General features: G+C 65.8%; 21 protein-coding genes. 11 read left to right on the top strand and 10 right to left on the bottom strand.

Annotated elements, in window-relative coordinates; translation table 11 throughout:
• Positions 1-34: 34 nt before the first annotated feature.
• From ACZK45_RS06890 to ACZK45_RS06880, 3 genes are read left to right on the top strand one after another with little or no spacing between them, the layout of a single operon-like run.
• On the top strand, positions 35-916 hold the full coding sequence (locus tag ACZK45_RS06890; RefSeq protein ID WP_005408827.1) for an HlyC/CorC family transporter: 882 nt from the start codon (positions 35-37) through the stop codon (positions 914-916).
• Positions 913-2163, top strand: coding sequence for a lipoprotein N-acyltransferase Lnb domain-containing protein (locus ACZK45_RS06885; RefSeq protein ID WP_478445623.1), 1251 nt, complete (start codon positions 913-915; stop codon positions 2161-2163). The genes ACZK45_RS06890 and ACZK45_RS06885 overlap by 4 nt, the downstream gene beginning before the upstream one ends.
• A 6-nt stretch (positions 2164-2169) precedes the next feature.
• Positions 2170-3192: a magnesium and cobalt transport protein CorA gene (locus ACZK45_RS06880; protein ID WP_012510579.1), complete on the top strand. Its 1023-nt coding sequence runs from the start codon at positions 2170-2172 to the stop codon at positions 3190-3192.
• Positions 3193-3383: 191 nt separating this feature from the next.
• On the opposite strand, the gene ACZK45_RS06875 is transcribed toward ACZK45_RS06880, so the two are convergent.
• The 4 genes from ACZK45_RS06875 to ACZK45_RS06860 form a co-directional block, all read right to left on the bottom strand.
• A complete protein-coding gene (locus ACZK45_RS06875; RefSeq protein ID WP_478445622.1) occupies positions 3384-4748 on the bottom strand; it encodes an NAD-dependent succinate-semialdehyde dehydrogenase in 1365 nt (454 codons plus the stop codon).
• An 83-nt stretch (positions 4749-4831) separates the two neighbouring features.
• Positions 4832-5674 carry an ABC transporter permease subunit gene (locus ACZK45_RS06870; RefSeq protein WP_478445621.1) on the bottom strand — a complete coding sequence of 281 codons (843 nt, stop codon included), beginning with the start codon at positions 5672-5674 and terminating at the stop codon, positions 4832-4834.
• Positions 5671-6603 carry an ABC transporter permease subunit gene (locus ACZK45_RS06865; protein WP_032130238.1) on the bottom strand — a complete coding sequence of 311 codons (933 nt, stop codon included), beginning with the start codon at positions 6601-6603 and terminating at the stop codon, positions 5671-5673. Before ACZK45_RS06865 ends, ACZK45_RS06870 begins: the two co-directional genes overlap by 4 nt.
• Entirely contained in the window at positions 6600-7736 is a 1137-nt protein-coding gene (locus ACZK45_RS06860; RefSeq protein WP_110711760.1) for an ABC transporter ATP-binding protein, read from the bottom strand. Before ACZK45_RS06860 ends, ACZK45_RS06865 begins: the two co-directional genes overlap by 4 nt.
• Positions 7737-8009: 273 nt before the next feature.
• Here ACZK45_RS06860 and ACZK45_RS06855 point away from each other — a divergent pair, with 273 nt between their 5' ends.
• The gene (locus ACZK45_RS06855) at positions 8010-9410 is read left to right on the top strand and encodes a flavin-containing monooxygenase (protein ID WP_180837460.1); all 1401 of its coding nucleotides are present in this window, start codon (positions 8010-8012) and stop codon (positions 9408-9410) included.
• Between the two features lie 39 nt (positions 9411-9449).
• Here ACZK45_RS06855 and ACZK45_RS06850 read toward each other — a convergent pair whose 3' ends face one another.
• The 3 genes from ACZK45_RS06850 to ACZK45_RS06840 all read right to left on the bottom strand — a co-directional run bounded on the left by ACZK45_RS06850 (position 9450) and on the right by ACZK45_RS06840 (position 12806).
• The gene (locus tag ACZK45_RS06850) at positions 9450-10559 is read right to left on the bottom strand and encodes a polyamine ABC transporter substrate-binding protein (RefSeq protein ID WP_032127877.1); all 1110 of its coding nucleotides are present in this window, start codon (positions 10557-10559) and stop codon (positions 9450-9452) included.
• 91 nt (positions 10560-10650) lie between these two features.
• Positions 10651-12048 (bottom strand): glutamine synthetase family protein, encoded by a 1398-nt coding sequence (locus ACZK45_RS06845; RefSeq protein ID WP_049423285.1) that lies wholly within the window; start codon positions 12046-12048, stop codon positions 10651-10653.
• Complete coding sequence (locus ACZK45_RS06840) at positions 12045-12806, bottom strand: gamma-glutamyl-gamma-aminobutyrate hydrolase family protein (RefSeq protein ID WP_478445620.1); 762 nt, start codon at positions 12804-12806, stop codon at positions 12045-12047. The genes ACZK45_RS06845 and ACZK45_RS06840 overlap by 4 nt, the downstream gene beginning before the upstream one ends.
• A gap of 161 nt (positions 12807-12967) precedes the next feature.
• Between ACZK45_RS06840 and ACZK45_RS06835 the strand changes: the two genes are divergently transcribed.
• The 3 genes from ACZK45_RS06835 to ACZK45_RS06825 all read left to right on the top strand — a co-directional run bounded on the left by ACZK45_RS06835 (position 12968) and on the right by ACZK45_RS06825 (position 17685).
• Positions 12968-14245, top strand: coding sequence for an NAD(P)/FAD-dependent oxidoreductase (locus ACZK45_RS06835; protein ID WP_180837458.1), 1278 nt, complete (start codon positions 12968-12970; stop codon positions 14243-14245).
• A 51-nt stretch (positions 14246-14296) separates the two neighbouring features.
• Complete coding sequence (locus ACZK45_RS06830; protein ID WP_478445619.1) at positions 14297-15904, top strand: MASE1 domain-containing protein; 1608 nt, start codon at positions 14297-14299, stop codon at positions 15902-15904.
• Between the two features lie 185 nt (positions 15905-16089).
• Positions 16090-17685 carry an MASE1 domain-containing protein gene (locus tag ACZK45_RS06825; RefSeq protein ID WP_260467284.1) on the top strand — a complete coding sequence of 532 codons (1596 nt, stop codon included), beginning with the start codon at positions 16090-16092 and terminating at the stop codon, positions 17683-17685.
• Positions 17686-17794: 109 nt separating this feature from the next.
• On the opposite strand, the gene ACZK45_RS06820 is transcribed toward ACZK45_RS06825, so the two are convergent.
• Entirely contained in the window at positions 17795-18214 is a 420-nt protein-coding gene (locus ACZK45_RS06820; protein WP_260467283.1) for a hypothetical protein, read from the bottom strand.
• 346 nt (positions 18215-18560) lie between these two features.
• Between ACZK45_RS06820 and ACZK45_RS06815 the strand changes: the two genes are divergently transcribed.
• The 3 genes from ACZK45_RS06815 (at position 18561) to ACZK45_RS06805 (ending at position 22082) form a co-directional block, all read left to right on the top strand.
• A complete protein-coding gene (locus ACZK45_RS06815) occupies positions 18561-20096 on the top strand; it encodes an MASE1 domain-containing protein (RefSeq protein ID WP_478445870.1) in 1536 nt (511 codons plus the stop codon).
• A 95-nt stretch (positions 20097-20191) separates the two neighbouring features.
• Positions 20192-21535 carry a diguanylate cyclase gene (locus tag ACZK45_RS06810; protein WP_032127881.1) on the top strand — a complete coding sequence of 448 codons (1344 nt, stop codon included), beginning with the start codon at positions 20192-20194 and terminating at the stop codon, positions 21533-21535.
• A gap of 85 nt (positions 21536-21620) precedes the next feature.
• Complete coding sequence (locus tag ACZK45_RS06805; protein ID WP_004151683.1) at positions 21621-22082, top strand: bacteriohemerythrin; 462 nt, start codon at positions 21621-21623, stop codon at positions 22080-22082.
• Here the strand turns inward: ACZK45_RS06805 and ACZK45_RS06800 are convergent.
• Positions 22063-23364: an MFS transporter gene (locus ACZK45_RS06800; RefSeq protein ID WP_478445618.1), complete on the bottom strand. Its 1302-nt coding sequence runs from the start codon at positions 23362-23364 to the stop codon at positions 22063-22065. The two genes, ACZK45_RS06805 and ACZK45_RS06800, sit on opposite strands and share 20 nt — an antisense overlap.
• Before the next feature lie 147 nt (positions 23365-23511).
• On the opposite strand from ACZK45_RS06800, the gene ACZK45_RS06795 reads away from it, so the two are divergent.
• A complete protein-coding gene (locus ACZK45_RS06795) occupies positions 23512-24153 on the top strand; it encodes a hypothetical protein (protein WP_478445617.1) in 642 nt (213 codons plus the stop codon).
• A gap of 153 nt (positions 24154-24306) precedes the next feature.
• Here ACZK45_RS06795 and ACZK45_RS06790 read toward each other — a convergent pair whose 3' ends face one another.
• Positions 24307-25803, bottom strand: coding sequence for an aldehyde dehydrogenase (locus ACZK45_RS06790; protein WP_478445616.1), 1497 nt, complete (start codon positions 25801-25803; stop codon positions 24307-24309).
• Between the last annotated feature and the right edge of the window lie 24 nt (positions 25804-25827).

Raw genomic sequence — 25827 nt, 5'->3', positions numbered from 1 at the left:
AACGCCCGGCCTGCCGGGTGCCTTTTTTCCAGAGATGTCAGAAGACGACAGTAGTAGCTCCCCTGCGGAGCACAGTGAAAAGAAGCGCGGCTGGCTTGAACGCCTGACCTCCGCCTTCTCCGGCGAACCCCATACCCGCGACGAGCTGGTCGCTGTCCTGCACACCGCGCAGGAAGAGGGTCTGATCGCCGCCGATACCCTGAAGATGATGGAAGGCGCCATTTCGGTGGCCGAGCTGACCGTGGGAGACGTGATGATTTCGCGCTCGCAGATGGTCTCGCTGCCGGTTGAAGCGCCCTTCCTGGAACTGATGAAGCAGGTGGTCGAATCCGGCCATTCGCGCTTCCCGGTACACGGCGAGAACAAGGACGACATCCTTGGCATCCTGCTGGCCAAGGACCTGCTGCGCGGCGTGGTTGCCGACAACGGCCCGGCCAACGTGCGCGAGCTGCTGCGCCCGGCGGTGCTGATCCCGGAAGCGAAGAAGCTCAACGTGCTGTTGAAGGAATTCCGCCTGTCGCGCAATCACATGGCCATCGTGGTGGACGAGTACGGCGGTGTCGCCGGCCTGGTCACCATCGAGGACGTGCTGGAACAGATCGTCGGCGAGATCGACGATGAGCATGACGAGGCTGAAGATCCCTCGGCGCAGATCGCCATCCAGTCCGACGGCCAGTACGTGGTCGACGCGCTGACCCCGATCGGCGACTTCAACGAGCGCTTCGGCGCGACGTTCTCCGACGAGGACTACGACACCATCGGCGGCCTGGTCACCGAGGCCGTGGGCCATCTGCCGGAAGTCGGTGACGAGCTGGCGCTGGATCGCTTCATGTTCCGCGTGGCCCGCGCCGATGCGCGCCGGGTACAGGCCTTCCACGTGACCGTGCTGCCGCCGGACGCGCAGGACGACGCTTGAAGCGCCGCGGCCTGATCCTCATGGTGTGGCTGGCACTGTGCGTGCTGGCCATGGCCCTGCCGCTGGCCGCCTTCGCGCAGCCGGTCGCAGCCACACCTGCCGTACCCGCGACCAGCGCTGAAGCCCCTGCCCCGCGCATCGGCGTGGTGACCATGCAGCCGGGCACCGTGTTCTTCGAACGCTTCGGCCACGACGCCATCGTCGTGGTCGATCCGGTCAGCGGCGAGGCAACCTCGTACAACTTCGGCTACTTCGATCCGTCCGAGGACGATTTCATCAGCCGCTTCGCACGCGGCGACATGATGTATTACCTGGTGGCGCTGCCGTTGCAGCAGGACCTGTCCTACTACGACGAGACCGGCCGTGGCGCCAGCGTGCAGTGGCTGGACCTGCGCCCGGACCAGGCGCGTGCGCTGGCCGCCGACCTGGCCGAGCGGGCCAAGCCGGAAAACGCGCGCTACCACTACGATTACTACACCGCCAACTGCGCCACGATGGTGCGCGACACGGTGGACAAGGCATTGGGTGGCGGCCTGCAGTCGCAGCTGTCGGGGCGCTCGCGCGGCAACACCTACCGCAGTGAATCGGTCCGCCTGGCGTCGCCGGCACCGTGGATGTGGCTGGGCTTCGATGTCGGCCTTGGGCCGTTCGCCGACCAGCCGCTGTCGCGCTGGCAGGAAGCCTTCGTGCCGATGCGCCTGGCCGATGCGCTGCGCCAGGCACGCAACAGCGATGGCCGTCCGCTGGTGCAGTCCGAACAGGAACTGCTGCCGCATCGTATCGATGCGGAGCCGAAGGAATTCGCGCGCCGCTGGTGGCCGTGGCTGCTGCTCGGGCTGATCGTGGCCGGCGGCGTGCTGGCGCTGCGCAACCGCCCGCGCCTGCTGGCCGGGCTGGCCCTGCCGTTCTGGCTGCTGTGCGCCCTGTTTGGTGGCGTGCTGGTGTTCCTGTGGGGCTTCAGCATCCACTACGCCGCGTGGGCCAATCGCAACCTGCTGCTGCTTTCGCCGCTGGCCGTGCTGCTGTTGCCGGGTGCAATCGCCCTGCTGCGTCGTCGCGTGCCGGGCCGCATGTTCAGGATCGTGCTGTGGCTGCTGGCGGTACAGGCGGTGGCCGCGCTGGTACTGCACTGGCTGAGCCTGCAGGCACAGTACAACGTGCAGTGGATCGTGCTGCTGCTGCCCGTCCACGTCGCGCTGGCATGGGTGCTGGGGCGTACTCCTCACTTGTCCAAAACACAGCCCTGACGCACGATGGCGGGCATGTCATTGCCCGCCTCTGCTGCCGCGCCCGCCTCGGCCAACCCCGCCTGCGTCATCAACTGCGTCCACTACGATGACGAGGGCAAACGCCACGACATCACCCTGGACGCCATCAGCGATGTCATTGCCAGTGGCAACGGCTTCGTCTGGGTCGGCCTGTACGACCCCAACGACGATGTGCTGTTGAAACTGCAGGAAGAGTTCTGCCTGCACGACCTGGCCATCGAGGATGCGCGCAACGCGCACCAGCGGCCCAAGGTCGAGACCTACGGCAATTCGATGTTCGTGGTGGTGACCACCGCGCAGATGGTCGACGAGCGCATCCAGTACGGCGAAACCCATGCCTTCCTCGGCCCGCGCTTCCTGGTGACGGTACGCCATGGCGCGTCGCTGTCCTATGCCCCGGTGCGTGCGCGGGTGGAACGCGAGCCGCAGCTGCTGAAGATGGGCCCGTCGTACTGCCTGTACGCGGTGACCGACTTCGTGGTCGACAACTACCTGCCGATCGTGCACCGCTTCCGCGACACCCTGGAGCTGCTGGAGAAGGACATCTTCGCCGACACCTACAAGCGCAGCACGGTGGTGCGGCTGTACGAGCTCAAGCGCGAGCTGAACAAGATGCGGATGGCGGTGGCGCCGCTGCAGGATGTGCTGGCGCAGCTGCGCCGCTACCAGGGCGAGCTGATCCCCGACGAAGTGAAGCTGTACATCCGCGACGTCCACGACCACGCAGTACGCATCAGCGATGTGATCGACACCCTGCGTGAGATGCTGGGCACCGCGCTGAGCGTGAACCTGTCGCTGGTGACGCTGGCGCAGGGCGAGACGGTCAAGCGGCTGGGTGCATGGGCCGCGCTGCTGGCGGCGCCGACACTGATCACCAGCTGGTACGGCATGAACTTCAGCCACATGCCTGAGCTGAGCGAGCCGTGGTCGTACCCGCTGATGATCGTGGGCGTGGGCGGTGTGTGCGTGGGGCTGTACCGGTTGTTCAAGCGCGCGAAGTGGTTGTAGGGCGTATCGACCAACGGTCGATACCCACCAGGCACGGGGGGCGTCGATACCCACCGAGCATGTGGGCATCGATACCCACCAAACCGGTAGGCCACGACCGTTGGTCGTGGCGCATGGCCCGCTTCTGGTAGTGCCGGCCGCTGGCCGGCAACCAGGCAATGCCGGCCAGCGGCCGGCACTACCGTTCGGCATCAAGCCACGTAGACGGTCTTGATGTTCATGAACTCATGGATGCCGTGGTCGGCCAGCTCCCGGCCGAAACCGGACTGTTTGCTGCCGCCGAACGGCAACCGCGCGTCGCTCTTGACGATGGCGTTGACGAACGCTGCACCACACTCCATGCGCTGCGCGAAACGTTCGCCGCGCACTGGATCGCGCGTCCACACGCTGCCGCCCAGGCCGAAGCGGGTGTCGTTGGCCACGCGCAGTGCCTCGGCCTCGTCAGCGACACGGATCACCGCAGCCACCGGCCCGAACAGCTCCTCGTCGTAGGCCGGCATGCCCGGGCCGACCTGATCGAGCACGGTCGCCGGATAGCCGGCATGTGTACCCGCAATCGGCTCACCACCCAGCAGTACCCGCGCGCCCTTGGCCACGCTGGCCCTCACCTGCTTGTGCAGTTCGTCGCGCAGGTCCGCGCGCGCCATCGGCGCCAGCGTGGTACCGCGCTCGTCCGGATCACCGTACTGGCGCTCGCCCGCGGCTTCCACGAAGCGCCGGGTGAACTCATCGGCCACCGCCTCGACCACGATGAAGCGCTTGGCCGCGATGCAGGTCTGCCCGCTGTTATCGAAGCGCGACTTCACCGCCGCCGCCACGGTCTTGTCGAGGTCGGCATCGTCGAGCACCACGAAGGCATCGCTGCCGCCCAGTTCCATCACTGATTTCTTCAGCTGGCTGCCGGCATTGGAAGCGATCGAGCGCCCTGCCCGCTCGCTGCCGGTCAGCGTCACCGCCTTCACCCGTGCGTCGCGCAGCACCTCGGCCGCCTGCTCGTTGTCGATATGCAACACATCGAACACGCCGTCGGGCAGGCCACCGTCACGGCATACCGCCAGGATCAGGTCGGCGCACTGCGGCACGTTGCTGGCGTGCTTGAGCAGGGCCACGTTGCCTGCCATGAACGCCGGGGCGAGGAAACGAAACACCTGCCAGATCGGGAAATTCCACGGCATCACCGCGAACACGCAGCCGATCGGCTCGTAGCGCACATAGCTGCGCTGGGCTTCGGTGTCGATCAGCTGCGGCTTGAGGTAGTCGGCAGCATGGTCGGCGTAGTACTCGCAGGCCGCCGCGCACTTGTCGACCTCGGCCAACGCCTCTGCCTTGAGCTTGCCCATCTCATGGGTCATCGCCTGCTGCAGATCGTCGCGGCGCGCACGCAGTTGGCCAGCGATCTGCTTGAGGATCGCCCCCCGCTCCTGCAGCGAGCGCTCGGCCCAGCCGGGGAAGGCATCGGCAGCGGCCTGCAGGCGCTGCTCGACGTCGGCAGCACCCATCAGTTCATGGCGGTAGGTCACCTGGCCGGTGGCCGGGTCGACAATCTCGACGGTCATGGGGGATCTCCATCTGGAAGACCCCCATTGTGCGCCGCCGGCCGTGAGCCGGATGTTGCCGACGCTGTCGACAAACCGTGTGCTCAGCCGTTGTCCTGGCGTGCCAGCTGCAGGTCGCGCTGGCGCCGTTTCTCGGCACGCGCGTTGATGTACCAGCCGATCACCGCGGCGATCGACACCGCCGACACCAGCAGGGTGGCCAACGCGTTGATCTTCGGGCTGATGCCCATGCGCACCGAGGCGAACACCTTCATCGGCAGCGTGGTCGAGCCCGGCGTGGCGACGAAGCTGGCCACCACCACGTCATCCAGCGACAGGGTAAACGCCAGCAGCCAACCGGCCACCAGCGCCGGCGCGATGATCGGCAGCGTGATGCGGCCGAACACGGTCAGCCGGCTGGCGCCAAGGTCCATCGCGGCTTCTTCCAGCGACAGGTCCATTTCCTGCAGGCGCGAGGACACCACCACGGTGACGAAGCACAGGGTGAAGGTGACGTGGGCGATCCAGATGGTGGTCAGGCCGCGCGCCGGAAAGCCGGGAATCGCGCCCATAGAGGCCAGCAGCGCCATCAGCGAGAAGCCCAGGATCACATCCGGCATCACCAGCGGCGCGGTCACCAGCGCGCCGAACAGCGGCTTGCCACGGAAGCGCTTGAAGCGCGTCATCACCATCGCCGCCAGCGTGCCCAGCACGGTGGCGGTACAGGCGGTCCAGAACGCCACCACCAGGCTGGTCCACATCGCATCCATCAGCGCGCGGTCGGCGAACAGGTCGCTGTAGGCGCGGGTGGAGAACCCGGCCCAGACCATCGCCAACCGCGAGCTGTTGAACGAATAGAACATCAACAACAGGATCGGCAGGTACAGGAAGGCGAAGCCGAGCAGCAGCACGCTCAGCCCGAGGCCCTTTGCGCTACGCGGGCTCATGCCTGCTTCCCTTCCAGCAGGCGCTGCTGGGAACGGTTGAACAGCAGGATCGGCACCAGCAGCAACAGGATCATCGCAACTGCCATCGCCGACGCGCCCGGCCAGTTGCGGTTGTTGAAGAATTCATTCCACAGCTGGCGGCCGACCATCAGCGTTTCCGAGCCACCCAGCATTTCCGGAATAACGAATTCACCGATCGCCGGGATCATCACCAGCATGCAACCGGCGATGATGCCGGCCTTGGACAGCGGCAGGGTGATGCGTAGGAACGCCTGCCACGGCTTGGCACCGAGGTCGTAGGCAGCTTCCAGCAGGCGGTGGTCATGCTTGACCAGGTTGGCGTACAGCGGCAGCACCATGAACGGCAGATAGCAGTAGACGATGCCGATGTAGGCGGCGGTCGGGGTGTCGATCAGCTGCAGCTTGGGCAGGCCCATGCTGGTCATCAGCGATTGCAGGCCGGTGAACTGCAGGAACTGGTCGAGCAGGCCGTTGCGGTCCAGGATCGCCTTCCATGCATACACGCGGATCAGGAACGAGGTCCACGACGGCAGCACCACCAGCATCATTGCCACGTTGCGCGCGGCGGGCGACAGGCGGGCGATGGCGTAGGCCATCGGGTAGCCGATCAGCAGGGTCAGGAAGGTCGAGATCGCCGCGATCTTGATCGAGCTCAGGAACGCCTGCGCATAGATCGAATCGCGGAACAGCGCCAGGTAGTTTTCCAGGTTCAGCTTCAGCGAGAAGCCGCCGTCGGCGTACTGCAGCAGCCAGGTGTACGGCGGCGAGCCGACCCGGCTGAGCGAGAAGCTGATCATCAGCACGATCAGGAACGGCACTGCGAAGAACAGCAGCAGCCACAGGTACGGAATGCCGATCACCGTGGCACGCAGCCCCGGCAGCCAGCGCTTCAGGCCGGCGACGCTCATGAGGTCAGCACCACGCCGTCGTTGTCGCGCCAGTGCACCCACACGCTGTCACCCCAGGTGAGGCCGTCGCTGGCCCAGCGCTGCGAGTTGGCGAAGTTGGCCAGCACCTTGGCACCGCTGGGCAGGCGCACGTGGTACACCGAGTGGCTGCCGAAGTAGGCAATGTCCTCGATCACGCCCTGCGCCTTGTTGGTGTGCCCTTCCGGCTCGTCCTTGCCGATCATCACCTTTTCCGGGCGCAGCGCGAACGCGACCGGCTGCCCTTCATAGCCGGTGATGCCATGGGCGATGTAGATCGGCGCAGGGAACAGCGGCGAGCGCACGGTCACGTACTCGGGAAGGTCCTCGTCGATCACCCCGTCGAACAGGTTGACCGAACCGATGAACTCGGCGACGAAGCGGTTGGCCGGCTGCTCGTAGACCTCGTCCGGCTTGCCGACCTGCTGGATCCAGCCGGCATCCATCACCGCGATGCGGGTGGCCATGGTCATCGCTTCTTCCTGATCGTGGGTGACCATCACGCAGGTCACACCCGACGATTCGATGATGCTGACCAGTTCCAGCTGCATCTGCGAGCGCAGTTTCTTGTCCAGCGCGCCCATCGGCTCGTCCAGCAACAGCAGCTTCGGCCCTTTGGCCAGCGACCGCGCCAGCGCCACGCGCTGCTGCTGGCCGCCGGACAGCTGATGCGGCTTGCGCTTGCCCAGGTGCCCCATCTGCACCAGGTCCAGCATCTCGCCGACGCGCTTGTTGATCGCGTCCTTGCCCAGGCCATCCTGCTTCAGGCCGAAGGCGATGTTCTGCTCGACCGTCATGTGCGGGAACAGGGCGTAGGACTGGAACATCATGTTGACCGGCCGTTGGTACGGCGGCAGCGCGTCCAGGCGCTGGCCATCGAGGGTGATGCTGCCCTTGGTAGGCGTCTCAAAGCCGCCGAGGCAGCGCAGCAGGGTCGATTTGCCACTGCCGGAGCCACCGAGCAGGGCAAAGATCTCGCCCTTGCGCACGTCCAGGTTGACGTCGTCGACGGCGACGAAACCGTCGAATTCCTTGCGCAGGTCACGAATGGAGAGATAGCCGGGCGCACCGGTCGTGTCGACGACGGTGGCTACCGGCTGGGCTTCAACGGGCATGGGGGCTCCGGGAGCGGGCGGTGGACAGCGGCCGCCATTCTAACGGCCGGGGGGCCCAGGGGATATGACGGCGGCAGGCGGAAGCGGCCGCTGGCCAGCCCCGGGGGCCCTGGGAGTGTCGGTTTTCCCCCGCCATGGTGGCCTGTCCGCGCAAAGGCCCGGGCTCCCCTGGACGCCCCTGCGGTCGTCCCGGCCAGACACCACAGGCGACGCCTCGATCTGCAACGTTTTTCAGAACCGGATCTGTTGAAGGCCCGGGGCATTCCCCGCGCAATGGCCCGGATCAAGCCCCTGCATGGACCCATCCTGGTGACTTCCCCGGACCGCCCCTCCCCTTTCCCGCCCCGCATGCCGGGCTCCCTGCCTGCAACGCTGCCGCTGGTCATCATCGGCGCCGGCCAGGCCGGGCTGTCCCTCAGCGCGCTCCTGCAGGAAGCCGGCGTCGAGCATCGCGTGCTGGAGGCCGAAACCGTGGGCGCCAGCTGGCAGCGGCGCTGGGATTCGTTCCAGACCAACACCGCCAACGCGACGATGGCCCTGCACGGCCATGCCTATGCGGGTGACGACCCGGAAGGTTTCATGGGGGCCCCCGAGGTGATCCGGCGGCTGCGCGACTATGCCGACGAACGTTCGTTGCCGATCAGCGAAGGTTGTGCGGTTCAGCGGGTCACGCCCGAATCGGGCGGCTATGCCATCGAAACCAGCCACGGATTGATCCGCGCTGGGGCGGTTGTGGTCGCCACCGGCGAGTACCGGCGCGCGCGGATGCCCCGGGTCCCGTTCGCGCCCGCGCGGGGTCTGACGGTGCTGCACTCCGGCGACTACCGCAGCCCCCGCCAGCTGCCCGACGGCGGCGTGCTGGTCATCGGTGGCGGCCAGTCCGGCGCGCAGATCGCCCAGGACCTGCGCGACAGCGGTCGCAGCGTGCACTGGTCACTGGCCCAGCGGCATTCGCATACCCGCCGGCTGCGCGGCAAGGACTCGATGACCTGGTGGGACATGGCCGGGCGTATCCACCAGCATGTGAGTGAAGCGGCCGCCGTCCTGGCCGGAGAACCGGATGCGCTGCGCAAGGCCCGTACCGCCGAATTCCCGCTGATTTCCGGCAAGGGGCGTGCCGGCCTGGGCAGCTCGATCAGCCTGCTGGCGATGCACCGCGCAGGCATCAGGCTGCTGGGTCGGTTGCAGGGCTTCGATGGAAACGTCGCCCGCTTCGCCGATGTGCGCCCGCAGCTGCGCACCGCGATCGAGGCGACACGGACCGAATATGCCTATCTCGATTCGCTGGCCAGCGCGTACTACGCCACGCGGCCCGAACCGCGCACCGACGATGCCCGCTACATTCCCGACGAGGTCTATCTGCATTGGGAGCCGGACGCCGCCCCGCGTGAACTGGATCTGCGGACGGAAGGCATCCGTTCGGTGGTGCTGGCCACCGGCTTCGTCGCCGAATGGCCGTGGCTCGACGTGCAGGGCGTGCTGGACGCACATGGCTATCCGCTCGGCGAGTTCGGCGTTTCACCGCATCCGGGGCTGTTCTTCATCGGCATGCACAACCTGCAGCGGATGAGTTCGTCGTTCCTGTGCAACGGCGGTCGCGATGCACGTGACCTGTTGCCGGCGATCCTGCGGCACCTTGACCAGGGCGGCAGTACCGCGCCCGGCCAAGGATGAAGCAATCCGCCGGGCATGGCCCGGCGGCGCCAGACCGGCTTAACGGCCGGTCTTCACCTCGGTCCACAGCCGGGTGTAGAGCTTGTCGGTTTCCGGCGTATTGATCGAATAGGTGAACATCTTGTCGGCCACGTCGGCCGGCGGGTAGATGGTCGGGTCGGTACGGATCGCCTCATCCACCAGCGGGGTCGCGGTCGGCACCGGGTTGGCGTAGTGGATGAAGTTGGTGTTGGCCGCGGCAACCTTCGGCTGCAGCAGGTAGTTGATGAACGCGTACGCGGCTTCCGGATGCTTGGCATCCTTCGGGATCGCCAGCATGTCGAACCACTGCGGGGCGCCTTCCTTCGGGATCGAGTAGGCCACGTGCACGCCATTGCTGGCTTCCTCGGCGCGGTCGCGGGCCTGGATGATGTCACCCGACCAGCCCACCACCAGGCAGGTGCCGCCATTGGCCAGCGAACCCACGTACTGCGAGGAGTGGAAGTTCTGCACGTACGGACGGATCGACTTCAGCAGGTCGGCCGCCTTCTGCAGCTCGGCCGGGTCGCCGCTGTGCGGGTCCAGGCCCAGGTAATGCAGCGCGATCGGGATCATGTCCGCCGGCGTGTCCAGGATGGTCACGCCGCAGTCCTTCATCTTGCTGATGTTCTCCGGCTTGAACACCAGGTCCCAGCTGTTGGCGATGTCGGTGCTGCCGCCGAAGCGCTGCTTCAGCATCTCCACGTTGTAGCCGATGCCAGTGGTGCCGATCATGTACGGCACGCCGTACTGGTTGCCCGGGTCCTGGGTGGCGATGCGCTTCATCACCGCCGGATCGAGGTTGGCCAGGTTCGGGATCTTGCTCTTGTCCAGCGGCAGGAACACGCCGGCCTGGATCTGGCGACCGAAGAAGTTCAGGGTCGGCACCACCACGTCGTAGCCGCTGTTGCCGGCCAGCAGCTTGGTCTCGACCATCTCATCACTGTCGAACACATCGTAGGTCACCTTGATGCCGCTCTCCTTCTCGAAGGTCGGGATGGTGTCCTCGGCGATGTAATCGCTGTAGTTGTAGACGTTCAGGACCTGGCTGTCCTGCGCGCCGCCGTTGCCACCGCTGCAGGCGGCGAGCATGGCGGAGGCCAGGCCGAGCGTGAGGATACGCAGCTTCATCGGGTGCTCCAGAATGCGGGAAGGGGGGCCGGCGGGGCCGGCAACGGGTGCCAGCCTACCCCCCGGCGGCGGATTTTTCTATTCCAGATGCTCAGACGTTCAGCAGCAGGAACTCGCGCTCCCACGAACTGATGACACGGAAAAAGGTCTCGTATTCCTTGCGCTTGACCGAGATGTAGGCACGGCAGAAGCGCTCGCCCAGCAGGGCCTGCAGCTCGCTGCACTGCTCCAGCCCGTCCAGCGCTTCGCCCAGCGAGCGCGGCAGGTTGTAGCCCAGTTCCTTGGCGCTGCCGGTCACCGGCGCATCCGGTGCCAGCCGCTCGCGGATGCCCAGCAGGCCGCAGGCCAGGGTCGCCGCCATCGCCAGGTACGGGTTGGCATCGGACCCGGCGAAACGGCTTTCCACGCGCATGTTCTCCGGCGTGTCCAGCGGCACACGCAGCCCGCAGGTGCGGTTGTCATAGCCCCAGTGCACGTTGCTCGGCGAGACCTCGCCGAACACCAGCCGGCGATAGGAATTCACGTTCGGCGCAAAGAAGGCCATCGCCTGCGGCACGTACTTCTGCAGGCCGCCCAGGTAGTGGCCGAACACCGGGCTGAACTCGCCCTCGGCATGGGTCTCACCGGCGAACACATTGCTGCCATCGCTCACCCGCACCAGGCTCTGGTGGATGTGCATGGCGCTGCCCGGCTCGTTTTCCATCGGCTTGGCCAGGAACGTGGCATACACCCCGTGGCGCATCGCCGCTTCGCGCATGGTGCGCTTGAACAGGAATACCTGGTCGGCCAGGTCCATCGCATCGGCATGGGTGAAGTTGACCTCCAGCTGTGCCGCGCCGGATTCGTGGATCAGCGTGTCCACGTCCAGCTTCATCGCATCAGCGTAGTCGTACATCAGGTCGAGAATCGGGTCGAATTCGTTGACCGCATCGATCGAGTACGACTGCCGCGCGGTTTCCGGACGCCCGGAGCGGCCGGCCGGTGGCAGCAGCGGGAAGTCCGGGTCGGTGTTCTTCTGCACCAGGAAGAACTCCAGCTCCGGCGCCACCACCGGGCGCAGGCCCAGCTCGGCGTAGGCCGCCAGCACGCGGCGCAGCACGTTGCGCGGTGCCAGCTCGTGCGGCTCACCGCTCTTGGTGTAGCAATCGTGGATGACCTGCGCGGTGGCATCGGCCGCCCACGGCACCATGCGCACCGTGTCCGGATCGGGGCGCAGCATCATGTCCGAGTCCGACGGCGAGGTCAGGTCGTAGTAATCGTCAGGGAACTCGCCGGTGACGGTGGTGGCGAAGATGCCTTCGGGCAGCCGCGTGCCGTAGTCGTGCGAGAACTTGTCAGCCGGAATGATCTTGCCGCGCGCGTTGCCGGTGATGTCCGGCACCAGGCACTCGACCTCGGTGATGCGCCGCTCCTTCAGCCAACGCAGCAGACTGCTTTCCTGCGGTGCGGGGGGCGTAGCCGTCTTGCGCGGGCGCGTTCGGGAACTCATCGGGAATCCAGTCGGTTCTGTTGGTGCTGCCGGCAAGCTTGGCCGAACGCACGGAAAATAGCGTGATAGAACGGCGAATCCATGACACGCCACTCCGGGTGCCACTGTACGCCGAGCACGAAACCATGGTGCAGGCTGCGTGCCGCCTCGACCAGGCCATCATCGGCCACGGCTTCGACCTGGAGCCCCTGCGCCAGGCGGGCGATACCCTGCCCGTGTACCGAATTGACCTGCGTCCGGTCACTGCCGCTCCACCGCGCCAACCAGCCATCAGCGGCCAGGGTGACCGTGTGGGCCGGCCCGTACTGCACCTCCACCGGCGCCTGCGGGTCTTCGCGATGGTCGGCCAGGCCAGGCACCGCATGCACCTGCGGATGCAGGCTGCCACCCAGTGCGACGTTCAATTCCTGGAAGCCGCGGCAGATCGCCAGCACCGGCAGGTCCAGCGCCAGCGCCTCGCGCAGCAGCGCGAACGCATTGGCATCACGGGCCGGGTCATGCGGATTGCCTGGCCAGCTGCGGCCGCCCTCATAGTGCTGCGGTTCGATGTTGCTGACCGCGCCGGTCAACAGCAGGCCATCGAGCCCCTGCAGCCATTCGCCAGCCGGCAAAGGAGGCCGCAGGCTCGGCAACACAACCGGGGTCACCTCGGCCGCCTCGGCCAGCGCGCGCACGTACTTCTCGCCGGCCACCGCAAAGCGGTGATGGCCGAGCACGGTGCTGTCGGTGGGCAGGCCCACCCAGGGCAGGCGGCGCATGGGAAAACTCCTTGGCGTGCCGACACGTTACCCGTCGCCCGGCGAACGCGGCAAGTCGTCGCCGTCACACCATGGCCGTCACGCATCGGCGAAACTAAGCGCGTGAACGCTGATCGCCCTCCCCCGCTCCGCCCGTCCGTACTGCGCCCGCAAGGCCTGCGATGAGCGCCGCCTTCCCGCCCAGCTGGTACGCCGCCAGCTTGCCCGAGCCGCCCGCACTTCCCTCGCTGCAGGGGAATGTGCAGGCCGATGTCGCAGTGCTTGGCGCGGGCTACACCGGCCTGACCGCAGCACTGGAACTGGCTACGCGTGGCCAGCGCGTGGTGGTGCTGGACGCGCAGCGGATCGGTTGGGGCGCGTCCGGTCGCAACGGTGGCCAGGCGCTGGTGGGCTATGGCTGCGAGGTGGGCGAGCTGGAGCGCCAGCTCGGCCGCGACGATGCGCGCCACCTGTTCGACTGGTCGCGTGACGCGGTGCAGGCGATGCGCACCCGCATCGATCGCCACGGCATCGACTGCCATTGGGTGGAAGGCCATGCCAGCGTCGCCATCCGCGAACGGCATGAGCGTGAACTACTGGCCAACTGCGAGCACCTGCAGCGCCACTACGACTACCCGATGCAATGGTGGAACCGTGATGCCCTGCGCGCGCAGCTGGACAGCCCACGCTACCGCGCCGCGATGTTCGACCCGCTCAGCGCGCACCTGCAACCGCTGGCGTATGCACGCGGGTTGGCCGATGCGGCGCGCGCCGCCGGCGTGGTGATCCACGAGAACTCCGCGGTGACCCGCGTGCAGCGGGGACCACAGCCTTCCCTGCATACCGCTCAGGGCAGCGTGCGCGCTGCGCATCTGGTGGTGGCCGGCAACGCCTGGCTGCAGGGCCTGCTGCCCGTGCTGGAGCGGCGGATCATGCCGGTCGGCACCTATATCGGCGCCAGCGAACCGCTGGGTGCTGAACGCGCCCGGGCGCTGATCGGCAACAACATGGCCGTGGCCGACACCGCATGGGCTCTGGACTACTTCCGCCTCAGCCACGACCACCGGCTGCTGTTCGGCGGCCGCGCCAGCTACTCGGCCCTGCCCCCACCCGGCCTGCGCGGGGTGATGCAGCGGCGCATGCACCAGGTGTTCCCGCAGCTGGCCGACGTGGCACTGGACCAGGTCTGGGGTGGTTATGTGGACATCACCCGCAACCGCGCCCCGCACTGGGGCCGGCTGGACGGCAACCTGTACTTCGCGCAGGGGTTCTCCGGCCATGGGGTGGCCGCCGCCGGGCTGGCCGGCGAGGTGATCGCCGCCGCCATTGCCGGCCAGAGCGAGCGCCTGGACGTGTTCCAGCGCCTGCGGCATGCGCCCTTCCCCGGTGGCCGGCTGCTGCGCACGCCGCTGCTGGTGGCGGCGATGTCGTGGTACAAGCTGCGGGATGCGTTGTGGTAGCGGAACCCTTCCCGCCCACATAATCGGTGCAGGAGCTGGGGGAGCACGTGGATGCAGTGGTGGAAAGACGGCCTGCTGGTGAGGATACGGGTCAGCCCCGAGGGGCTGGTGCTCGCACTCGTCTATGCCGTCACCTGCTGGGGTGCGCGCAAACTGTCATTGGACCAGTTCTTCCTGCCTGCCGGCGTACGGGTGGCCGCATTGCTGTTGTGCCCGCCTCGACTGTGGCCCTACCTGCTGATTGGTGAATACGCCTACTTCGCGCATCTGCGCATCCCCCTGATCAGCAAATACAACCTGACCTGGGTGATCCTGGCCTCGGTGTTCCTGATGCCCGCCGTGATGCTGATCGTGCGCCTGCACCGGAAGCTGCTTGCGCGCACCACGATCCTCGGCGTGATCTCCATTGCGGTATGCGCCGCGACGGTCATCAGCCTGCTCAACCTGGGAATCTCGTACCTGCTCTGGGAGCCGTTGCAGAACGCATCATTCATCACCAACGTGTTGCGCTATGCGCTGGGCGACTTCACCGGCATCCTCATCCTGGCGCCACTCGCACTGCTCTGGATCCGTCGCGCCGAGGAGCAATGGACGCCCCGGTCAGTTGCTGCTGTGGCAGGAGCACTCGCAGCCATGCTGGTCGTTGGCCTGCAGGCGACTCCGGTACCTGCCTCGATCACGGCGCCTGGCTCGCTGCAGTTGTTGTTGATCCTGCCTATTCCCGCAATCGCCCTGACCTGCCTGCTGGGATGGCGCGGTGCGGCCATCGGTGTCGCCGCCGTTAACATGATTCTTGGCGTCAGCACCCCCGCCGACCATCCGACGGCATTCGACCCGGCCACTTTCGCTACCCAGCAGGCCATGGCCATCGCCAGCATCGCCCTCCTGCTGCTTGGCGCACGCATCACCCACTTCCAGAACCAGCACCGGTTGCGCGAGGAAGATGGCAGAGCGGCCCTGCAGCTCGCACGGAATTCACATCTGGCCAGCGAGATGGACCTGCGTGAGCGCGCGGCCCATCTGCGCCAGTTGGGCGATGGCATGGACCTGTCGCTGAACGAAATGGTGAACTGGCTGCATGCGCAGGGCCATCACGCCGTGGCCGACAGCCTGCGGCATACCTCGGAGGTGCATTCACGCCTGTTCCGGGCCCAGGCCAGCATGATCTATCCCGCCGCCCTGGAACGGCTGGGCTTGTACGTGGCCTTGCAGGCGGGTGGAGTGCGTGAGGCGTGGAATGCCACGCATCGAATCGGGCAACCCAGGTTGGTGGGTGATCCGTGTCAGCTCAGCCCCGGCTTGCAGCTGGCAGCCTATCGCTCGATCGTCGAAGCAGTTTCGATCCTCCTGGGCAGCGAGAAAGGCCAGCTCATGGTCCAGGCCCGCTGCGGGCAACGTGCCGGCCACCGCGGCATCGTCGTTGTGGTTGCGGCGATGGATCCGCATCAGACGCTGTCAACGGCAACCCTCGATCTTGCAACGTCCCAATTATCTGCTCGGATAACCGCCTATCGTGGTGCGCTGCATTGTGGCCGTAGGAGAATCAGGCTGATGCTGGTTGAAGCAGCCGATGCATCACAGGGCGAAGAGGCCTCGGTCTGGGGAACCGGTGTACCTGCCGGACTGCAGCCGCCCGGGACAGCCCCCCACTCTTTGTAGCCCGGTGAAAAATGCGATGAATATCACAACCTTGTCGTGACATTCTCCAAGTCTCCTTTTCGTATGTCCGCATCACGGATAGTAGGGTGAGATTGCGCCCATCTGAATCTATCGATACTGTCGCGCTGAAGGGAGTGCGTCATGTATCGACTGGACAGCGATAGTGTTCGACGAGCAGGGGAGGCTTGCGTTTGAAGTGGCTGAGAAATGGGTTTGAGCTGAGTTTCCGTATCCGCCCGGCAGGCCTTGCGCTGGCGGTACTCTACGCTGTCGCGTGCTGGACCACCTGGCACCTTTCCGTCGATCAGTTCTTCCTTCCGGCTGGAATCCGTGTTGCGGCGCTCTTGCTGACCCCGAAGCGAATGTGGGCCTATCTGGTACTTGGCGAGTATGCCTACTTCGCCCACATGCGCTATCCGATGATTGAAGATTACGGAATGGCCTGGGTCATTTTCGGATCCGCATGCCTCATACCAGCAGTGGCGCTGATCGTTCATCTTCATCACAAGCTGATTGCTTCCACTACCGAAAGCTGGTTGCTTTCGATCGCGGCATCCGCTGCGCTGGTGGCCACTGCTCTCAAGCTCGGTCTGATTCACATGCTGTGGCCAGTTCCGCCGAGCATGCCGTTCTACACGAACGCGATGCTCTACGTGCTCAGCGACTACATTGCAATCCTTACGGTCGCGCCCCTGGCGCTGCTCTGGATACGCCGACACAGCGGCTATGACTGGACGACCTGGCGACGCCGACCGACCATCGCAGCCCTCACTTCGCTGGGCATGCTGGGCGCCCTGCTGCTCCAGGTCAGCACGGAGGATCACTCGGCACGAGCAACGCTGCAGTTGTTGCTGGTGCTGCCAGTCATCGCACTGACTTGCATGCACGGTTGGCGAGGGGCGGCTGTGGGTGTTCCTCTGATGAACATCATCCTCAGCCAGACCATGCCAACCACAGGTCTGCCCGGGTCATTCGACGAGACCACTTTCTTCACCCAGCAGATCATTGCCATCACTAGTACAGCGCTTATCGCGCTGGGACCGCGCATCACCCATCATTACAATCAGCGCACACCTGTAGCGATGTCAGCATCGCGGGTCAATGCACTCTCGCGCTCGGCGCATCTTGCCAACGAGCAGGACCTGCGCGAACGCGCGCTGGGCCTGCGCCAGATTGCAGATGACATCGAAGAGGCTCTGGGAGAGACAGTGCAACAACTCAAGGCCGATGGCCATGAAGTTCCTGCGTCTGATTTGCTCCGCACCTTCTCGCAACGCTCACGACGATTCCGTGAACTGACCAGTATGGTCTATCCCACGGAGCTCGAGCATGCAGGCCTCTATGTCGCCTTGCGTGCCGGGGGACTCAGCGAAACCTGGAACGCCAGCCATCGCATCGTCCGTCCGATACTTGGCGGGGATCCATGCCAGCTGAGCATGGGCCTGCAGCTTGCCGCGTATCGCACCTTTGCCGAAGCCGTATCCCTTTTCCTGAAGGACGAATCCGGCCAGATCCAGATCAGCGCTCGCTGCGGTCGCTATAGAGGCGTGCACGGTATCGTGCTGAGGGTCGCGCTGCTGGACCGACATCGCACACTCGCCTCGCGAACCATGGAGAGCGCCATTGATCGCCTCTCTGCACGCGTGCACGCCTATTCCGGACGCGTGCAATGCCGGGGCCACCGCATCACCATGGTGTTGCTGGACACTGCAGGCGAGGCCGAGCGCGGAACACTTCCATACAAGCGAAACGACATTTGCGAGACGCCCGCGCGCCAGTGATCGCAGACGGACGATCGATAGCCCAGGCGACGCCTGTGGCTCGCCCCCCGCAGAGGTGTTTCCTCGCTCTGCGAAGCAAGCCACAGGCAGGCCACCTGTATTCAGCCCGTCATTTGCTACTGACCTCGCGCTCGACGGACCAGACTGCCCCACGGCCCTCTCCATAGACGACCAGAGAAAAATCAGGCCCGCGGAAGACAACGCTGCGGCGAGCATTCTTCGGTATCGCCAAAGGTTTGGACGGCAACGACACGCGAGCTACGGTCTTGCCGGCCGGCAATGCCCAGAACGTCGATTCGATGTTGGCAACGATCAGATTGACCTGGCCGGTCAGATCATTGACCTGGTAGTACGACACTCCATCCCGCTCGAATGCGTAGACAAGCCATGCGGGATCTGAACTCAGATCAAGCGCCGCAGGCTGGCTCTCTCCCAACCCAGCCGTTGCCAGTGGTACACCCTGCCCTCCGCCCGGACAGCATGCAAACGACAGCGCAGGAACGACCAGCAGCGCAGCAGCGGCGCTCAACTTCGACAACCGGGAAAATCTCACAGGCATCTCCATGATTGAAAGGTGGACAACATCAAGGCAACACAGGCGCGGCCTTGGTAGATAGTGCAATATCCCCTGAGTGCCCCCCTGGCGACGTGAACAATCTCAGGACACGCTTCCCTGTCAGCATACTGGCGCCGCTCACAACCCCGCCGTTCGCATCACTCGCCCTACGTGGATACGGACAACGGCAGAGTTTCTGCCAATACCGTTGCACACCCCGCGAAGTACCGCTACTTTCGCCGCTGGACCGTTACCGCCCCGAGGGAATGTGAGCGTTGCTCGCGTACCAGCCCATCCGAGATGGAGCGCCGTGAAGAACATGGCACTAGCCGGCATTCCAATGCACCCGGCCGGGCTTCTCTTGGCTGCCGCGTACGCTATTGCCTGCGTTTCCGCCCGACAGTTTTCCCTGGACCAGTTTTTCCTTCCCGCCGGTATCCGCGTGGCAGCGCTTTTGATCGTTCCACAACGCCGATGGCCTTATGTATTGCTGGGAGAATTGGGCTACTTCGCATATCTGCGCATCCCTACGATCGACGAGTACGGTCTGGAATGGGTCATCCTGGCGTCCACGCTGCTGATGCCGATGGCGATGCTGGTAGTTCACCTCCATCTGAGAAAAACCATATCCGAGGCAGCCACCGGATTCTGGCTGCTGTCCCTTTCAATCTCGGCAGCGGTTGCGGTTACCGGCCTCAACCTGAGCCTTTCTCGCCTGCTGTGGCCAGTTCCTCCCCCGGACACCCTGCTGGATGCTGCCGAAAGAGTCGTATTTGGTCATTTTGCCGCGATCATTACCATGGCCCCCCTGGCCCTTCTTTGGGCCCGGCGGCGCTCCGGTTCTCCATGGCAGAAGAGGTTGCTCGTTCCATCCCTCGTGGCCATTGCTCTGATGCTGGCCCTGGGGCTGTGCATGCAGCTGATTTCGACGGATGCCCATTCGACCCGTACCCACCTTGTGCTATTGGCGGCACTCCCAGCCATCACCCTGACCTTCATGCATGGATGGCGTGGCGCTGCCATCGCGATTCCACTGTTGAACCTTCCACTTCATTTCGCCACCCCCAGCACCGGCCTGCCGGCCTCGTTTGATCTGGGCACGTTTTCCACCCAACAGAACATGGCGGTGATGAGTGTCGCGCTGCTTGCGCTCGGTTCCAGCATCAGCTATCACCATCAGCGCGCCCGATCCCGCGGTCTGGCCGAGGAAACGACGCTGCGCCTGACACGCAGTTCTCACCAGACCAGCGAACGTGAGCTGCGTGAACGGGCCGCCCATCTGAAGCGTCTGGGCGACGGCATGGACAGCTCGCTCGTTGAAATGGTCAGCTGGCTCAAATCGCAGGGCCATCATGCCGTGGCGAACAGCCTGCAACACGCGTCATCCGTGCACTCACGTCTGTTCCGCGAGCAGGCCAGCATGGTCTACCCCACTGGATTGGAACAGGTCGGGTTGTACATCGCGCTGCAAGCAGGCGGCGCATGCGAGATCTGGAACAACACGCATCGCGTCATTCCGCCCAGGCTGGCGGGTAACCCCTGCCTGCTGACTGTGGATCTGCAACTGGCCATCTACCGCTCCTTGATCGAGGCGGTGTCACTGCTGCTGGAGCTGGAGGCTGGGCAGGTCTGCGTGCGTGCCCGAAGTGGCCAGGCGGGCGGACGTCGCGGCATCGTTGCTATCGTGAGCCTGCTCGACCGTGACTGCACGCTGTCGACACGCACCACCCAACAGGCCGTCGAGCGTCTGGCCGGACGGATGCTTGCCTACGGCGGAACGGTCCACTGCCGGGGCAATCGCCTGCGACTGGTCCTGCATGAATCGATCACCCACACCTCGCCAGCGGCGGCCTGACACGGGATCTGGCCCGGCGCGCAACGTTCGCCGCTAAAGTTACACCCGAAACCGCCGCTATCCGTGCCGAGCCCTCCTTCGTGAGCCACCGCATCATGCCCGTCCTGCCGCAGGCCGCCGTCGATGGCGACCTGGCCGATCCGTTGCCACAGCGGATCCTGCTGGTCGAAAATTCCCGTGCCTTTACCGGCATGCTGCGCGAAGCCATCGAGCAACGCCTGGAACTGCCGGTGGTGATCGCCTCCACCCTGGCCGAGGCCGATCGCCTGCTGAGCGAGGGTGGCGGCTGGTTCCTGGTGCTGACCGGGTTGGTGCTGGCCGACGGCGACCGCGATGCGGTGGTCGAGTTCTTCCTCAAGCGTGACCTGCCGACCGTGGTGGTCAGCGGCGTGTACGACGAGGACCTGCGCAAGCGCGTGCTGCAGCAGCAGATCATCGACTACGTACTGAAGAACACCCCCGGCAGCATCGACTACCTGGTGTGGCTGGTGCAGCGGCTGGAACGCAACCGCCGCATCGCGGCGCTGGTGGTGGACGATTCGCCGTCCGCGCGCGGCTATGCCGCCGCCCTGCTGCGCATGTACGGCCATGAGGTGCACGAAGCGGCCGATGGCAACGAGGGCCTGGCCGCGATCGAGGCGCATCCGGCGATCCGCCTGGCGGTGGTCGACCAGGAAATGCCCGGCATGCAGGGCGTGGAATTCACCCGCCGCCTGCGCACCCTGCGCTCGCGCGACAAGGTGGCGGTGATCGGTATCTCCGGCAACACCGACGCCTCGCTGATCCCGCGCTTCCTGAAGAACGGTGCCAACGACTTCCTGCGCAAGCCATTCTCGCGCGAGGAATTCTTCTGCCGGGTCTCGCAGAACGTGGACCAGCTGGAATTGATCGGCACCCTGCAGGATCTGGCCACCCGCGACTTCCTTACCGGCCTGCCCAACCGCCGCTGCTTCCTGGAACAGAGCCAGCGCCAGCTGCCACAGCTGCAGCTGCATGGCCAGTGCGTGGCGGTGGCGATGATCGACATCGACCACTTCAAGCACATCAACGACACCCACGGCCACGAGGCCGGCGACGATGCGCTGCGTGCGGTGGCCGGTGCGGTGGCCGCGCATGCACGCAGCCAGGACCTGATCGCACGCTTCGGTGGCGAGGAGTTCTGCCTGCTGGTGCCGGACATGGAACAGGACGAGGCACTGCAGTACTTCGAGGAACTGCGACAGCGCATCGCCGCACTGGAAGTGGACATTGGCACCGCGACGCTTCGCATGACGGTCAGCATCGGCCTGTGCTGCCTGCGCCCGCAGCGTGATGCGCTGCACCGGCTGATCTCCGAGGCCGACCGCCAGCTGTACCTGGCCAAGGCCGGTGGCCGCAACCGGGTCAGCTGCACCACGGTGGCCAGCCCGCTGCGCCCGCGCGAGCCCGCCCTGCCCTGACCGGCCCGCTTTGATCCAGATCAACGCCGCACCCGCGCGGCGGCTCTACAGTCGGCCCCGACATACGCATGAAGGGGAGCCGGGGATGGCACTACTGGTCTGGCAGGACGATCTGAACATCGGCATCGATGTGATCGACCAACAACACCGCCGCATCATCGAAATGCTCAACCACCTGCACGTGGCCCAGGCCAGCATGCAGCGTGCGGCGGTGGGTGAAGTGATCGACGAGGTGGTGGACTACACCATGTCGCACTTCGCGTTCGAAGAAGAGTTGATGGAAGAAGCGGGCTACCCGTTCTGCGCCGCGCACAAGCGCGTGCATGAGGTCTTCATCAAGCGGGTATCGGAATACCGCATGCGCTTCCAGGCCGGCGAGGACATCAGCGACGAACTGCGCACCATGCTCTCACGCTGGCTGTTCAATCACATACGCGGTGATGACCAGGCCTATGCCGAACAGGTCAAGGCGCACCTGAACCAGTTCGCCCGCGAGCACCAAGGGGGCGGTTGGCTGGGGCGTACGCTCAAGCGCTTCTTTGGTTGAGCCTCAGGGCGCGCCGGTGCAGTGCCACCAGCGCGCACAGGGTCGCCACCGCAGTCAGGCACAGGTAGTAACCCACCGCGACCAGGCCGAAGCGTTCGGCCAGCCAGGTGGCCAGGTACGGCGCCGGTGCCGCGCCAAGGATGCCGGCCAGGTTGAAAGACAGCGACGCGCCGGTATAGCGCACCTCCACCGGGTAGATCTCGGCCAGGAAGGTGCCGCAGGGGCCGTAGGTCAGGCCCATCAGGAACAGGCCCAGGCACAGGAAGCCAGTGACCAGCCACGGGCTGTGCGGCTGGAACAGCGGCGCGAACAGCACACCGAAACCGACGATCAGTACGCTGGCGACGATCATCGTGCGCCGCGTGCCCCAACGGTCGCCATAGCGCGCCGACAGCGGGATACCCAGCGCGAAGAACAGCATGCCGGCCATCTGCATCAGCAGGAACTGCTCGCGGCTGTAGCCCAGCACCGCGGTGCCATGGCCGAGACTGAACACCGTCATCAGGTAGAACAGCACAAAGGTGGCGAACGCGCCCAGGGTACCCAGCAGCATCGGCACCGGATGGTCACGCAGTACCGTCCACATCGGCAGCCGCACCGGCGCCTTGCGCTCCAGCGCTCTCTTGAAATCGGGCGTCTCGTGGATGTTCAGGCGCACCCACAGGCCAAGGCCGACCAGCAGTGCGCTGGCCACGAACGGGATACGCCAGCCCCACTGCAGGAAGTCATCCTGGCTCAGGCAGCGGCCGAGCACCAGGAAAATGCCGGCCGACAGCAGGAAGCCGAGCGGCGCACCCAGCTGCGGGAACATGCCGTACCAGGCACGTTTGCCCGGCGGTGCGTTCTCGGTGGCCAGCAGCACTGCCCCACCCCACTCGCCGCCCAGCCCCAGGCCCTGGCCGAAGCGGCACAGCGCCAGCAACGCGGGGGCCCACAAGCCAATCTGCGCGTGGGTCGGCAGCAAACCGATCAGCACCGTGGACAGGCCCATGGTCAGCAGCGCGGCCACCAGCGTGGCCTTGCGGCCGATACGGTCACCGAAGTGGCCGAACACTGCCGAGCCCACCGGACGCGCGATGAACGCGACCGCGAAGGTCGCCAGTGACTGCAGCAGCGCCGCCTGTTCGCTGCTGTCCGGGAAGAACAGGTGTGGGAACACCAGCACCGCGGCCGTGGCGTAGATGTAGAAATCGAAGAATTCGATGGTGGTGCCGATCAGGCTGGCCAGCAGGACTCGACTGGGGGAATTCACGGACGGCGCGGCAGCGGTGATCGTCGACATCGGCAACACGGGTAACGGCGGATCGCCCGATTCTGCCACGGGCCGGTGGCCGCACGGGGCGATGGTTTCAGCCGACACCGATGCCAACGGAATTTTTCGGGCCACCCGCTAGGCTGCGCCACCGGTCCCTGCATGGATGCTTTGCCGATGACTGCAGTCGCGCTGTCGTGGTCCGATTCGCCGAAGCTGCCGCGCATGGCGGCATGGCTGGTGGTGCTGCTGGTGCATGGGTTGATGGCGCTGTGGCTGCTGGGCAGTGGCAGGATCATGCTGCGCAGTAACGACGACGCAAGGATCTCGCTGCGCTGGCTGCCGCCGGAACCGTCGACGCTGGCGCCTCAACAGCCTACCCTGCGCTCCGCACAGGTGACGCGTCCGGCCGCTTCGGCGATGCCACGTCCTGCCCCGGCTGCCCAGACAGATTCCACCCTACCAGCCGCAGAGGAAACGGCCGTTGCGGCGCCGCTGATCCTGGGCCTCCCGGCGGGCAGCATCGACGGTGGCGACGGCATCAGCGCTGCGGGTGTCGCTCCGCGCCTTATTGGTCGCCGCGAGATACACCCGGCATTCGCGCCGCGCCGCAATTACTTCCGGATCCGCCGGCAGATGACGCCGGAGCAGATCGTGCATGGCGTAGCGCAACTGCTGGGTTTGTGGCCACCGGGGTACATTGTCGACCCCTGCGAGCTGGGCAAGCAGGACATGGAGTATTTCCAGAACGCCGTCGAAGAAGCCGACCGCGACATGCTGCGTGCGGCAGTGCTGCAGGTGAGTACCCGCTGCCGGTAGCTCGACAGCTGTCTGCCTTCTGTAGAGTCGAGCCATGCTCGACTGCTCTTCGCGAGAAGCAGCCGAGCATGGCTCGGCTCTACCGAAGAACGAAAAGTAGTCGAGCAAGGCTCGACTCTACAAAGAGCGAACAGCGGTCAAGCAGCCGCGTCGTTACAACTGGATCCAGGTGGCCTTGATCTCGCTGTACTTGTCGAAGGCGTGCAGCGATTTGTCGCGGCCGTTGCCGGACTGCTTGTAACCACCAAACGGTGCGGTCATGTCGCCGCCATCCCAGCCGTTCACCCAGACGCTGCCGGCGCGCAGCTGGCGCGCAACCCGATGCGCGCGGCCCAGATCGCGTGTCCAGAGACCGGCGGCCAGTCCGTAGCGGCTGTCGTTGGCCACGCGCACGGCTTCGGCCTCGTCGTCGAAACCGAGCACCGCCAGCACCGGCCCGAACACTTCCTCGCGTGCCAAGGCCTGCTCCGGGCGCACCTGGTCGAACACCGTGGGCTGCGCATAGCTGCCACCCGCCTCCACCTCGGCACGATGCCCGCCCAGCAGCAGGCGGGCACCTTCAGCTTCGGCGCGTGCGATATCCCGCATCACCTTGTCCAGATGCGCGGCGTCCACCAGCGCGCCCATCGGCGCGTCGGCGTCCAGCGGATGCTGCGGCTGCATGTGCTGGCCATAAGCAACCACCCGGTGCACGAAATCCTCACGGATCGAGCGCTGCACCAGCAACCGCGACCCAGCGGTACAGACTTCGCCCTGGTTGAAGAAGATGCCCTGCGCCACGGCCTTGGCCGCCGCGTCCAGATCGGGCGCGTCGGCGAACACCACGTGCGGGCTCTTGCCGCCGCATTCCAGCCAGACCCGCTTGAGGTTGGATCGCCCGGAATACTCCAGCAACTTCGCGCCGGTGGCAGTGGAACCGGTGAACGCCAACACATCCACATCCATGTGCAGGGCCAGCGGTTCGCCGACGCGCGCGCCATGGCCCGGCAGCACGTTCAGCACTCCCTCCGGCAGGCCCGCCTCGGCGGCCAGCGCCGCCAGCCGCAGCGCACTCAGCGGCGACCGCTCCGAAGGCTTGAGCACCACCGAGTTGCCCATCGCCAGCGCCGGCGCGACCTTCCAACAGGCCATCAGCAACGGGAAATTCCACGGCACGATGGCCGCCACCACGCCCGCGGCTTCGCGGGTGACCAGTCCGAGTTCGTGCGGGCCAGTCGGCGCGATCTCGCCATACAGCTTGTCCACCGCTTCGGCGGTCCAGGTCAGGCACCGCACCACGCCGGGCAGGTCGATACGGCGTGCGTCACGCACCGGCTTGCCCATGTCCAGGGTTTCCAGCAGCGCCAGCTCATCGGCGTGCTTCTCCACCAGCGCGGCCAGCGCCAGCAACACGCGCTTGCGATGCGCCGGGCTCGCCTGCGACCAGTGGCCCGCCTCGAAGCTGCGCCGCGCGGCCAGTACCGCGCGTTCGACATCCTGCGCGTCGCAGTCGGCAACCGCGCCCAGCACGCGACCATCGATCGGGCTGATGCAGTCGAAGCGGGCGCCGCTGGCGGCATCGACATAACGGCCATCGATGAAGGCCTGGCCCGGCATCGAGAGCTGAAGGGACAGCGCCTGCCAGTGGCTGCGGTCGGGGAAATCGGCCATGGGAAGCTCCAGCGGTCAACGAGC

It is taken from the genome of Stenotrophomonas sp. 63632_Sma (assembly GCF_056482875.1).
Note: the sequence above shows the minus strand (reverse complement) of the source record. Positions and strands in the feature narration are given on the sequence as shown.

Coding starts and splice junctions, on each gene's coding strand:
- ACZK45_RS06800 (WP_478445618.1), bottom strand. CDS start 23,364: ATGTCGACGATCACCGCTGCCGCGCCGTCCGTGAATTCCCCCAGTCGA.
- ACZK45_RS06835 (WP_180837458.1), top strand. CDS start 12,968: ATGAGCGCCGCCTTCCCGCCCAGCTGGTACGCCGCCAGCTTGCCCGAG.
- ACZK45_RS06880 (WP_012510579.1), top strand. CDS start 2,170: ATGGCGGGCATGTCATTGCCCGCCTCTGCTGCCGCGCCCGCCTCGGCC.
- ACZK45_RS06855 (WP_180837460.1), top strand. CDS start 8,010: ATGGCCCGGATCAAGCCCCTGCATGGACCCATCCTGGTGACTTCCCCG.
- ACZK45_RS06810 (WP_032127881.1), top strand. CDS start 20,192: ATGCCCGTCCTGCCGCAGGCCGCCGTCGATGGCGACCTGGCCGATCCG.
- ACZK45_RS06840 (WP_478445620.1), bottom strand. CDS start 12,806: ATGCGCCGCCTGCCCTGGGTGGGCCTGCCCACCGACAGCACCGTGCTC.
- ACZK45_RS06790 (WP_478445616.1), bottom strand. CDS start 25,803: ATGGCCGATTTCCCCGACCGCAGCCACTGGCAGGCGCTGTCCCTTCAG.
- ACZK45_RS06845 (WP_049423285.1), bottom strand. CDS start 12,048: ATGAGTTCCCGAACGCGCCCGCGCAAGACGGCTACGCCCCCCGCACCG.
- ACZK45_RS06850 (WP_032127877.1), bottom strand. CDS start 10,559: ATGAAGCTGCGTATCCTCACGCTCGGCCTGGCCTCCGCCATGCTCGCC.
- ACZK45_RS06865 (WP_032130238.1), bottom strand. CDS start 6,603: ATGAGCGTCGCCGGCCTGAAGCGCTGGCTGCCGGGGCTGCGTGCCACG.
- ACZK45_RS06875 (WP_478445622.1), bottom strand. CDS start 4,748: ATGACCGTCGAGATTGTCGACCCGGCCACCGGCCAGGTGACCTACCGC.
- ACZK45_RS06815 (WP_478445870.1), top strand. CDS start 18,561: ATGGCACTAGCCGGCATTCCAATGCACCCGGCCGGGCTTCTCTTGGCT.
- ACZK45_RS06860 (WP_110711760.1), bottom strand. CDS start 7,736: ATGCCCGTTGAAGCCCAGCCGGTAGCCACCGTCGTCGACACGACCGGT.
- ACZK45_RS06890 (WP_005408827.1), top strand. CDS start 35: ATGTCAGAAGACGACAGTAGTAGCTCCCCTGCGGAGCACAGTGAAAAG.
- ACZK45_RS06795 (WP_478445617.1), top strand. CDS start 23,512: ATGACTGCAGTCGCGCTGTCGTGGTCCGATTCGCCGAAGCTGCCGCGC.
- ACZK45_RS06805 (WP_004151683.1), top strand. CDS start 21,621: ATGGCACTACTGGTCTGGCAGGACGATCTGAACATCGGCATCGATGTG.
- ACZK45_RS06870 (WP_478445621.1), bottom strand. CDS start 5,674: ATGAGCCCGCGTAGCGCAAAGGGCCTCGGGCTGAGCGTGCTGCTGCTC.
- ACZK45_RS06830 (WP_478445619.1), top strand. CDS start 14,297: ATGCAGTGGTGGAAAGACGGCCTGCTGGTGAGGATACGGGTCAGCCCC.